Annotated in this window: 8 protein-coding genes and 1 pseudogene; 5 read left to right on the forward strand and 4 right to left on the reverse strand. The window is 40.5% G+C overall.

Annotated features, from left to right (window positions below; all coding sequences use genetic code 11):
• Position 1: 1 nt before the first annotated feature.
• Positions 2-1,348 carry a DEAD/DEAH box helicase gene (locus L4D78_RS22005; protein WP_428468907.1) on the forward strand — a complete coding sequence of 449 codons (1,347 nt, stop codon included), beginning with the start codon at positions 2-4 and terminating at the stop codon, positions 1,346-1,348.
• A 193-nt stretch (positions 1,349-1,541) separates the two neighbouring features.
• On the opposite strand, the pseudogene L4D78_RS22010 reads toward L4D78_RS22005, so the two are convergent.
• Positions 1,542-1,688: pseudogene (locus L4D78_RS22010) on the reverse strand (LysR family transcriptional regulator); the annotation flags it as partial.
• Positions 1,689-2,381: 693 nt separating this feature from the next.
• On the opposite strand from L4D78_RS22010, the gene L4D78_RS22015 reads away from it, so the two are divergent.
• The gene (locus L4D78_RS22015) at positions 2,382-2,849 is read left to right on the forward strand and encodes a DUF302 domain-containing protein (protein WP_428468908.1); all 468 of its coding nucleotides are present in this window, start codon (positions 2,382-2,384) and stop codon (positions 2,847-2,849) included.
• Positions 2,850-2,921: 72 nt separating this feature from the next.
• Here the strand turns inward: L4D78_RS22015 and L4D78_RS22020 are convergent, their stop codons facing one another.
• Positions 2,922-5,168, reverse strand: a complete 2,247-nt coding sequence (locus L4D78_RS22020) for a peptidase U32 family protein (RefSeq protein WP_428468909.1) — start codon at positions 5,166-5,168, stop codon at positions 2,922-2,924.
• A 212-nt stretch (positions 5,169-5,380) separates the two neighbouring features.
• Here L4D78_RS22020 and L4D78_RS22025 point away from each other — a divergent pair, with 212 nt between their 5' ends.
• Complete coding sequence (locus tag L4D78_RS22025) at positions 5,381-7,270, forward strand: NHL repeat-containing protein (RefSeq protein WP_428468910.1); 1,890 nt, start codon at positions 5,381-5,383, stop codon at positions 7,268-7,270.
• Between the two features lie 62 nt (positions 7,271-7,332).
• On the opposite strand, the gene L4D78_RS22030 is transcribed toward L4D78_RS22025, so the two are convergent.
• Positions 7,333-8,229, reverse strand: a complete 897-nt coding sequence (locus L4D78_RS22030) for a LysR family transcriptional regulator (RefSeq protein ID WP_428468911.1) — start codon at positions 8,227-8,229, stop codon at positions 7,333-7,335.
• A 135-nt stretch (positions 8,230-8,364) separates the two neighbouring features.
• On the opposite strand from L4D78_RS22030, the gene L4D78_RS22035 reads away from it, so the two are divergent.
• Together L4D78_RS22035 and L4D78_RS22040 are read left to right on the forward strand one after the other, a co-directional pair.
• Positions 8,365-9,228: a DMT family transporter gene (locus tag L4D78_RS22035; RefSeq protein WP_428468912.1), complete on the forward strand. Its 864-nt coding sequence runs from the start codon at positions 8,365-8,367 to the stop codon at positions 9,226-9,228.
• Between the two features lie 12 nt (positions 9,229-9,240).
• Positions 9,241-9,756: a YgjV family protein gene (locus L4D78_RS22040; protein WP_428460765.1), complete on the forward strand. Its 516-nt coding sequence runs from the start codon at positions 9,241-9,243 to the stop codon at positions 9,754-9,756.
• A 34-nt stretch (positions 9,757-9,790) separates the two neighbouring features.
• Here L4D78_RS22040 and L4D78_RS22045 read toward each other — a convergent pair whose 3' ends face one another.
• A complete protein-coding gene (locus L4D78_RS22045; protein ID WP_428468913.1) occupies positions 9,791-10,138 on the reverse strand; it encodes a hypothetical protein in 348 nt (115 codons plus the stop codon).
• Between the last annotated feature and the right edge of the window lie 363 nt (positions 10,139-10,501).

Below are 10,501 nucleotides of genomic sequence, written 5' to 3' on the forward strand. Positions count from 1 at the left end.
CATGCCATTCTCCAAGCTTGGATTAAGCGATTCAATTTTAAAAGCAGTCAATGAACTTGGCTACAAAGCCCCTACCCCAATTCAAGAGAAGGCGATCCCTGCTGTTTTAACAGGACGTAACCTCATCGCGGCAGCACAAACCGGAACAGGTAAAACAGCCAGCTTTGTACTGCCTATTTTGCAAATGCTGAATGAAGCAGAACGTCCAGTGCGTCCAAAGCGTATTCACGCACTCATTTTGACGCCAACCCGTGAACTGGCGATTCAAGTTGAACAGAATATTGCTCAGTACAGTAAACACCTGCCACTGAAGTCACTGGCAATGTACGGCGGTGTTGATTATAAACTGCAGAAACAAAAGCTTATTGAAGGCGTAGACATATTAGTGGCAACACCCGGTCGCCTGCTAGATATGTACACCCAGCGCGCAGTCCATTTTGACGAGTTAGAAATCTTAGTACTTGATGAAGCCGACCGCATGCTGGATATGGGTTTCATCGAAGATATCAATAAAGTCATTGAACGTGTGCCTGAAAACACTCAAAGCTTGCTGTTTTCGGCAACACTATCTAAGCAGGTACGTGCTTTAGCGAAAACCGCAGTTAGCAACCCTGTCGAAATCTCAATCACCCCAGATAGCAACAATGAGCCACAGATTGATCAGTGGCTCATCACTGTTGATAAAGACAAAAAGTCAGCGCTACTAAGCCACTTGATCACGGAGAATAAGTGGGATCAGGCGCTGATCTTTATCGAAACCAAACACGGCGCAGCAAAACTTGTTGGCCAACTAGAGAAACGTGGTATTGCCGCAGAATCTTTCCATAGTGGCCGAAGCCAAGCGATTCGTGAGCAACTACTAGAAGATTTTAAAGTAGGAAAAATCCAGCTTCTTGTTGCGACTGGCGTGGCGTCTCGTGGTATTGATATCACTGAACTTAAACGCGTTGTTAACTACGATCTTCCTTATCCACCAGAAGATTATGTTCACCGCATCGGCCGTACCGGTCGTGCAGGCGCATCAGGTGAGGCTATCTCATTCGTATCAAGAGATAACTTTAAAAACCTTTGCATGATTGAAAGCCGCTTAGGACATTTGATCACCCGTAAAGAAATTGAAGGCTTTGTACCGACTAAAGAAGTCCCTGTTTCAATTTTGAATTACAAGCCAAAAAACATACGTAGCGGTAAAAAGGAATCAAATGACGATAAGGAAAAACGCCCTACCAATCGTCGTCAACCATTTAACGCTGGTAGTGAAAAATCTGACACAAAAACAGGCGCGAAACCAAATAAAAATCGCCGCCGCTCAGACAATCGAAAGCCAGCACCTAAGCGTGATGCGTAAACATTAGTTTCTTTTCATGCTTTAGTAGCAAAGACAGCAAAGCGAGCCACCTTGGCTCGCTTTTATTTATCCGTTTTATCTGATTCAACCATAAGTACTTATTCTGCTGCTGAGTAATCAATATCGCGCTACACGTAATATCAACTCGAGTGACTTAAAGTGTTAGTTGGGGTTTGATAAAGTCAATAAAGGCCTAAATTCGCCGAGCAACATTCGATGATTTATAATACACAGCGTTGACCTGCTCTCGGCCAGTATTCAATAGCTTATGACTTTCTAGTAGTGATACCAAACGGCCAGCAGCAATGTCTTTTTTCACCATAAATCCAGACAGGCAGGCAGGCACTGATGTAGATTTTAATTTTTCAGCTAGTTACACAATTCAAATAACTAATAAATGTTACTTCGCGCACACTTTCACTTTTTAAACATTTATCTAATCATTCAAGCAGATCCAGTAACTACCCCCGCATTAATGCACATTAACAATTAATGCCACTAGCGAATCATCATAAATCAGGCTAAGAGTCTAAAAATAACAACTTAACATCGAATTATAATCAAAAGCGGCACTTCACATAGGTAACAAGTTGACTATAGTTAATGTGTGCATAATAAAATGATATGTAATTAAAAATCGTATCTATTTTGTATGGCATCAAAGCTAACCATCCGTTATCGGGCTTGAGTTAGCCGTTAGACAAAGATTTATATTTTTGACAAGGAGTTCATTTATGGCTAGACGTGTATCTAATAAGCGCATCAAAGAAATTCTAGATAATGCAAAATCTAAAAAATAACTCTTAAGAGCCTCCCTCGGAGGCTTTATTCATCTCTTACATCCTTCATATATAAAGTTATAAATTAACTCTCCTACCTACCAAAATTTCTTCATTCTTTTTAAGTAGTTAATCTACGTGCTATACGGCCATTAACTTACCCTTACGGGTATTAGTACACTATAGTTATACCCATCAAATCAGCTGCTTCGATTTAAATATTGACGAAAAATATAACCCTGTGAGGCATCATCATGAAAAGAACATGCATAGTAGCCCTACTCTTCTTTAGCTTCCCACTACTCAGCAGTACAAATCCAGCTGATGTAGAAGGCCTCGAAATGGTTAGTAGTCCTTATACTGTCAGCCAAACAGCTGAGAACCTAGTAACGGTACTTGAACAGAATAATATGCAGGTTTTTAGCCGCATTAATCATTCACAAGCAGCAAAGGATGTAGGTATTGCGTTGAGGCCTACGGAATTAGTGATCTTTGGAAACCCTGAGGTAGGTTCAAAATTGATGCAATGCCAGCAAAGTATGGGCATTGACCTACCACTAAAAGCCTTAATCATCGAAGATGAAGATGGGAAGGTTTGGCTAAGTTATAACGCTCCTAGCTATCTAGAAAAGCGTCATAAGTTAGTTGGCTGTAATGCGCTAGGAGAGAAGATAGCCACTAGCCTTGCTAAATTTTCAGCCTTAGCAACAAAGCAAGAATAAACCAGTTTATTGATAGGTTCAGATAGGTGCTAAACGGATTTTAAAACACATTTAGCACCCTCTTTTTGATGATTAAAGTCCCTTTTCGTACTGTGCTTTCGTCGTCGGTGTCACAATGTCTACAAGTGGGCTTTCAATATCATCCATAGATGCTATTTGTTGTTTAAATGCAGCAAGTAGCGTGGTTTTATCAACAGTAACCTGAGTTTCGGTTTTAATATCACGTAAATCAACGAAAGCACCATCAAACAAGTCTGGTAATTCTTTCAACACATCGACGTTTAAATAGTTCTGCTGGCTATATAAAGCATTATGATCACCGCGTTGCTTATCAACAACAAATGACGCATCTTTCATGCTCATGATAGACGCTGTTTTATCGCATTTTCTCAAACACTTATCATCGAAGCGCTTTTTCTTACAGCCTACCGTTTGATGGAACAAGCACTGACGGCTGGTCAACAGCATAATTGGGTGGTAGATACTATAAAACAATGAAAAGCTCTCAGGCTTCACAATGTGTCTCATTTGTTTTTGGTTTATCTCGTTAGAAATAAACGCGCCAATACAATTGAACTCTTCTTTCATACATTTAAGGCTGTATGAGTTCATCACATTCATTTGCGGCCCAGCAATCCACGGAATACCCAATTGGTAGGCAGCAAATCCGACACCATTGTTATTAGTGACAATTTGCTTAGGCTTCACATTTTTTAAAAACTCAATGGCAGCCTGATAGTTTTCCCCAATAAGAATGGCTGGGAACCAAGGAATCAACGCATCATTGCTATTGAAGGTAGAAATCATCGCCTTAAGGTTACAGTGTAATGCCTCTGGCAGTTGATAATACACATTGATTGCTGAATCATTGGCTAGAGCTATATCTGCTTCTGATGAAATCAGCACATTCAAGCTTGGTGTAACCGCTTGTTGAGATGCCACAGGTGTTAATTTGGGCAATTCAACCGGGCGAACTGGTATTTTAGAGCCATTCAATACGTAAGCAATGTGGTCTTTCATTGCTGCTTTTTCTTTAAAAGGAATGCATAAGCCATCGTGCAGTTGTGAATGGTCAATAGACCCCACATGATACTCAGCATTGCTAAAGCTGTTTACCCACTTTTTAATGGTTGGTGTATCAAAACTATGTTTTGCCGCTTTGGTCAATGCCGATGTTGAAGACACACTAAAAGGCCCATTAGGCATTGTCACCGTAACAGTAAGCAGCTCACCTTCAGTGCCTGAAAGTGAAACATCCAGTAAGTGGATACTGATATCAAGATCTTTGGTTTGCGCTTCAACCGCCTGAATAATGACTGATTTATCATCATACAGTTTCTTCTTAACCTGCTGAACTTGTTCTGTGGTAGTGCAGCTGTATATTTTAGAAAAATGTTTCACCGAATTATCGCGTGGGTTATCAATAAACATACTTTTATTGATGTCCCCTTGCAGATATGAATTCGAAAAATCTCGGTTAAATACTGTGTGGAGTGCGGTCGTATCGGTTAATGGTTCCTCAGACTGGCAATAACGATCAATCTGCTTACGCCAACTATCAACCACCGTATGAACATAATGTGCTTTCTTAATGCGACCTTCCACTTTCAATGAATACACGCCCGCGTCAGCAAGAGCGGCCATATCTGAAAAGGCTGAGTTATCTTTCATATTCAGCGGGTAATCTTTGCCTACTGCCGTTGTTTGGTACTGATCACGGCATGGCTGGCTGCAACGTCCGCGGTTACCCGAATTACCATTACGCACTGAGCTGATGTAACACAAACCAGAGAAGCCGACGCAATATGAGCCGTGTACAAACACTTCCATCAAGACATTATGTTGATGCCCGAACTGTGCAAGATGCTTAATTTCTCGAATATTTAGTTCTCGAGATAAATTGACACGACTGGCGGTTAGCTGCTGCAGAAACAGTATTTGCCCTTCATTATGAGTATTTGTTTGGGTTGACGCATGTACGTCCATTGTTGGGAAATGCTCTTTTAAGATATGGAACAAGCCAAAATCTTGAACAATAACACCATCAATTTTGGTGTTTACCAACTTATTGAGCAAGCGAACTATTGGTTGAATCTCGCTTTCCAATATATTGATATTCAAAGTCAAAAATATTTTACAGTCGTATTGGTGTGCCAATCTGACAATACCATTCAAGTTATCAAACGATACATTTGATGCACGGTTACGTGCATTGAATTGATCTAAACCACAGTATATTGCATCTGCACCCGCAACAATCGCAGCTTTGATCGATTCAATATCACCACCTGGCGCTAATAACTCGAATTTATTCTTCATTATGACACTACCTACTAATAAGCTATTACGCTAAAGGGGGCGCATTCTACGTGGTTCAGGGTAATATTTCCATAATGTTAGTGCGGTTACTAAGCAAATGTTGTGGACACTTTTGCCTGATTTTGAGTACAAGCTAGGATTTATTTATTTTAAGAAATTAAGACACTGGTACTCCGCTACCCTAAAAACTTAACCTTTTAGGGGGAATCACTATGTTTGAACATTATAAAAAATCAAACTCATTGCTTGCGCTGGCAATAGGGTTGGCTTTATCTGGTGGTGCTTATGCCGCCTTACCTAACATATTACCACCAGATAATACCGGCGACTTATTTGCACTTGAAGATGAGTGCGACTGTGTTTTGCGCATCACGCCTGACAAAATGATAAGTATCGAGATAAATAAGCAAGATATAATCGATATCATCAACGATAGCGGCGATGCCATTTCATCTATCGACCTAAGCAGTAAAGGAATAGTCGTACTAAAAGATGGGAGCTTAATTTTTACTGTCGACGATAACAACGATCAAAACAGCTACATCATTAAGCAAAACAAATCAGGTGTACTTTCAGTCCTTACTTCTAGCAGCGCAGTTAAAACTGTGACAAATGAACCGAATGTTGATCTAGAGAGCATTATTGAGGGTGCAGATGGAAACTTGTATGTTGGTGATGATAGCAGTGACCACCTACTTAGAGTCGACCCTAATACTGGTGATGTGGAAATTTTTGTTAAAGAAGAAGAGTTCGAAAAACTTGGCAAAGATTTTATTTTTGATATCCAACCAGCCATCGCAGCTGACAACCGCTATATCTACTTAGCCTCTGACGATTCACCTAATATCGTGTATAAAGTCGATTATATGTACGGTAAGCCGTCAATATTCGCCGCAGGCCCTAATGTTGATCCGCATAATCTATCAAAAGATAACTATGTCTATCTTATTAATGACCTTTTTTATCCTCCTAGAGGTTATGGAAGTTATTACGGCCTAAACAGTAAAAAATATCCAAAGAAACCTACGAATGTATCAGGCACCTATACACTGTCTTTCATAGAAGATACTGACTATAGCCCGACCACGGTTACAACAGATCCAATTCCATGGGATGCTTCTCCCTATCAAGTAGCTCAAGCTATCAATAAAACGCTTGGATCTGACATTAAAGCCATGGGCGTCGGCACCATCGGTAAACCTTGGGTGTTTGATAATCCTTATGGCTACCGATTTATAAGCGTAAACGACGGCATGATATATGGCGCATCTGCTAATGCATCTAATTTTATGGGGCCAGGGCCAGATGACATTCCCAAAGAAGCGGTCGAAGCCAATAACCATATCGAGGCTATAGGTACCGCTAATACCTACGGTTCAGTTAGCTTTGATCTTAATGCAACGGTTGGTAGCGGCGCATTTTTTGAAGATCAAGACCTAGGTGAAGTAAGTTGGCATATTGGGAACAGTAACGACAAAATAAAATATTTATTAGTTAAAAATACCCACCTTAATCCCCACGATGTTTCTGTAACAGGTAAAGGCACACTGAAAAGCCCGTGGGTATTCAAATTCAAAGGTGGATTTGAACGTACTCAAATAAAATTTTCACCGAATGATAACGCCTATGATGCAGTACCAAACGAAGATATTCTTATTGGCACCCTTAAAGATGCTAGGGCCTTTGATGATCCTGATGGATTTATGACGCGTAATCGCTGGGGTTCAATCACTCTGGAAGATGATTCCGGAGCCCACTTCCTATATAACATTGACCTATTTGGTGATGTCTCCACACTGGTAACAGAATGGGAGTTTGTTCGCACTAATGGCGGTAGTGTCGATATTGAAGGCGGCCTTGCTTACGATAGCTACGGCAACCTCTTTGTCAGTAATCATAGTGACGATGGGGACAATGATATTGGGGGCAATGTATTCAAAATAACACCTCTAGGGCATATTTCAATTTGGATTGACTCTAAAGACATCACCGATATTACCGGAGGTGATCCTGAAGATGTAGAAATTGAAGGTATCGCATTTAACCCATCAAATAATAGTAAGAAAAAAGAAACATATCCAAGCTGGAGTTCATGGTTTTAATTAATGTTAGGCGGCTGCTAAAGCCTTTATTTTAGGGCTTTAGCGGCTACAACAGGCACAACTCAGTCACTCTCATAAACAAAACATTGCTGTTTCAACCAGCCACCTAATGTTTGAATTTCAAATTGCTTTGCTCTCGACTGCTTGTAAACAAAATACAAATTTTCCCCCGTTGGTAGCTCATGCATTGGAATCCGTACTAGGTTCTGATGATCTTGATCGTTTAGAAAATAGTCATTTAAAAATGCAATACCTTGGTGATATTTTACAGCCTCTGCCGCCAAAACCATGTGGCTGAAATGGTTTATTTTTACGTTCTTAGGCAAACTAAAACCACCTCGTTCACACCATGTCAGCCAATCTTCATCTTCCCCTTTAAAGATAGAGTCAACAGATAATAGGGGCTGCCCCCATAGCGCATCTGGTAATGGCTTATCTTGTATTTGTTGCCATACTTTTTGACTGCAAAATGGGTATAACAATTCTTTATATAAAAAATCGCTGACATAATTCTTTCGAGGCGGATACGATGTAATAAAGCAATCAGCGACTTGATCGGTAAACTCCGGTTCATCAGCAAACATATTAAGGGAAAGGTCGATTTCTGGGTGCTGTTGCCGTAAGTTTTCGAGCCTTGGCACTAACCATTTCACCGCTAACGAGCTATACATCGCCAAACGAATTTTTCCACTTTCTCCTTCTCTTATTTGCTGGCTGGCTAATGCAATATTCTGTAATGAATGAGAAATATCATCAAAGTACTTTTCACCCATTGGGGTCAATGACAGGCGTCGCCCTTGACGAACAAACAACGTTTCTCCTAGGTACTCTTCCAGTAAGCGAACCTGATGGCTAATCGCACTCTGAGTTACATTGAGCGCATTCGCGGCTTGAGAAAAACTATTTAACCGAGCAACCGATTCAAAACATTGAACAGCCCTAAGTGGTGGTAGCTTCATTATTAGCTGAGCTCATAGTAAAGGAATATTTATCATTATATATGAGGATGACTTATGAATTAAGCTTAGGCCATCAAATAACACCTTCCCTCACATGAATACTGAACAGCCTTCAGTCTATGCAGGAGAGTAAATATGCCTTCACTGTCTGTTGGTATGGCTATGAGTTTGCTCATTGTCGGCAACCTTTTTGCTGTATTTTCTGACGCCTTGATTAAAACCATAGGCGAAGACGCTGCTGTTTTTCAATTTGTCTTTTTCCGACAACTAACTGCAGTGATTATCCTGCTTCCATTTTGCTATGGCGTGAGTAAAAAAAGTTTTACTGATGGCCTAAAGTGGCATGCACTTCGCGCACATATCTGGTTATTTGGCGCCATTTTTATGGTTTTTTCCATTAATGCAATGCCGCTAGCCACAGCCAATGCTATTTTTTATGCAGCCCCGTTGATGATGCTGCCATTGGCACTTTTTCTTTTTAAAGAAAAACTGACCAAGCACTCAATTGCAGCCGGTATTTTTGGATTTCTAGGTGTACTAGTCATAATAAGACCCACTGAGATTGACTGGGCAGCCACTGCTGCTTTAATCGTGGCATTAACCATTGCCAGTAATAACTTACTCATTCGAAAATTGCCTAAGCACCAAACAGTTGCGCAAACGTTACTTTTAACGAATCTCGCTGGTATACCTGCATCTTTAGGACTTGCGCTATGGGAAGGCCGAGAGTGGGATTGGTCGCCATTAATAACAGCAGCAGGATCAAGCAGTTTTATTTTAATCTATGCGGCAATTTGCGTGATTGCTTACCGTTCTGCAGAAAGCAATAAGATTGCTAGTGCCGAATATAGCGGCTTACTGGGCGCTGTTGGAGTCGGCCTAATTTGGTTTGGTGAAACCCCAGATTTAGCCATGCTAATAGGAACAGCAATGATTATATTGCCGTTAATTTGGCTCGCTCGCTTAGAGAAAAAGAATACATCTTTAATAACTGATTAATGGAAACCTAACATGTCGGCTTTTTTACTCTCTCAAATCTTAATCGGGATCGCTGTCTGCTTCGACCTGATCTCTTTCCAATTTAAAGAAAAGAAGAAAATCATTAAGTGCTTTGTATGTGCCGTGACACTAATAGGTCTTCATTTTGCGCTATTAGAGCAGTGGACTGCCGCAGGACTGATGGCGCTCGGAGCTGTCCGATACACGACAAGTTTATATACCAGCTCTCAAAAAATGACGCTTATATTTTGTGCCAGCACATTAATTATTACGTTTTTCACCTATAGCGGCATAGTGAGTCTTATTAGTTGTGTTGCAGCGTTATTCCATAACATAGCCGCTTTCAGGAAAAATGATAAACAACTAAGAGAGCTAATGATTGTCGGTACCATTTTTTGGATGATTCACAATGTCTTAATTGGCTCTCCGACAGCTGTTGCACTTGAAGCGTTGTTCCTGTGCAGCAATGTTATTGGCTATTACCGCTACTACATTAAGGCTCAAACAGAGCAAGTAAACCCTGCATAAAAAAAGGGGCAAATAAGCCCCTTTTTATTGTCTGTTACTCTGCCACCAATTTAGTTGGTACCTTACGCTGCTCTTGCATTTTTGCTAAGAGAACTGAAATAGGCACTATTGGCCCCATCATATTCACCCGTAGAGGATCACTACCAGCCGCATAATGAAGCTCCGAAGAGTCTGACGACGAATAATTGTACTTATAGTTAAACTTATCCGTTGCCATATGCAGTAAATCGAACTCTTTTCGATGGCACGAAATATGGGCACGCCAATACATCGCATCCAAAATTTCACTTGGCTGCTCAGCTCGAATAATGAAACGCCAGCTTCCATCTTCACCATAAAAATCAAGCGGAAACGTATTTTTTATTTTTCTTTTACTAAACAAGTTAAACCAATCCAGTTAGCCAGTTAGTTATATGCTTAGTTGATTATGCAAGGATTAATCGAGAATGGAAGGTATAGAGGCAAAAAACAGATAATTTTGACATAACTGTACGTTTTTCGACGTACTATCTTGTTAAAGATACCACAAAAAAAACTTTATTATCAGACTTGCTAATAAAGTTTCTGGGCCTATAATGCTGAAAACCGGAGCGTCTGCCAACGCTCCGGTTTTTTTGTGCCTGCAACATGGTATCTAGGTGTGCTGTCTGCCAACAGCTACCTTCCATGAGGCAATATTCGATAAGATTTAAGGAATTACCAATGCGTATCGAACAAGACTTGAAGCTAGGTTTTAAAGATGTAC

Source organism: Photobacterium minamisatsumaniensis (genome assembly GCF_050336695.1).
Lineage (GTDB): Bacteria > Pseudomonadota > Gammaproteobacteria > Enterobacterales > Vibrionaceae > Photobacterium > Photobacterium minamisatsumaniensis.

Bases quoted from the DNA above. Each gene is read 5' to 3' on its own strand.
- L4D78_RS22005 (WP_428468907.1), top strand. From the start codon at position 2: ATGCCATTCTCCAAGCTTGGATTAAGCGATTCAATTTTAAAAGCAGTC.
- L4D78_RS22015 (WP_428468908.1), top strand. From the start codon at position 2,382: ATGAAAAGAACATGCATAGTAGCCCTACTCTTCTTTAGCTTCCCACTA.
- L4D78_RS22020 (WP_428468909.1), bottom strand. From the start codon at position 5,168: ATGAAGAATAAATTCGAGTTATTAGCGCCAGGTGGTGATATTGAATCG.
- L4D78_RS22025 (WP_428468910.1), top strand. From the start codon at position 5,381: ATGTTTGAACATTATAAAAAATCAAACTCATTGCTTGCGCTGGCAATA.
- L4D78_RS22030 (WP_428468911.1), bottom strand. From the start codon at position 8,229: ATGAAGCTACCACCACTTAGGGCTGTTCAATGTTTTGAATCGGTTGCT.
- L4D78_RS22035 (WP_428468912.1), top strand. From the start codon at position 8,365: ATGCCTTCACTGTCTGTTGGTATGGCTATGAGTTTGCTCATTGTCGGC.
- L4D78_RS22040 (WP_428460765.1), top strand. From the start codon at position 9,241: ATGTCGGCTTTTTTACTCTCTCAAATCTTAATCGGGATCGCTGTCTGC.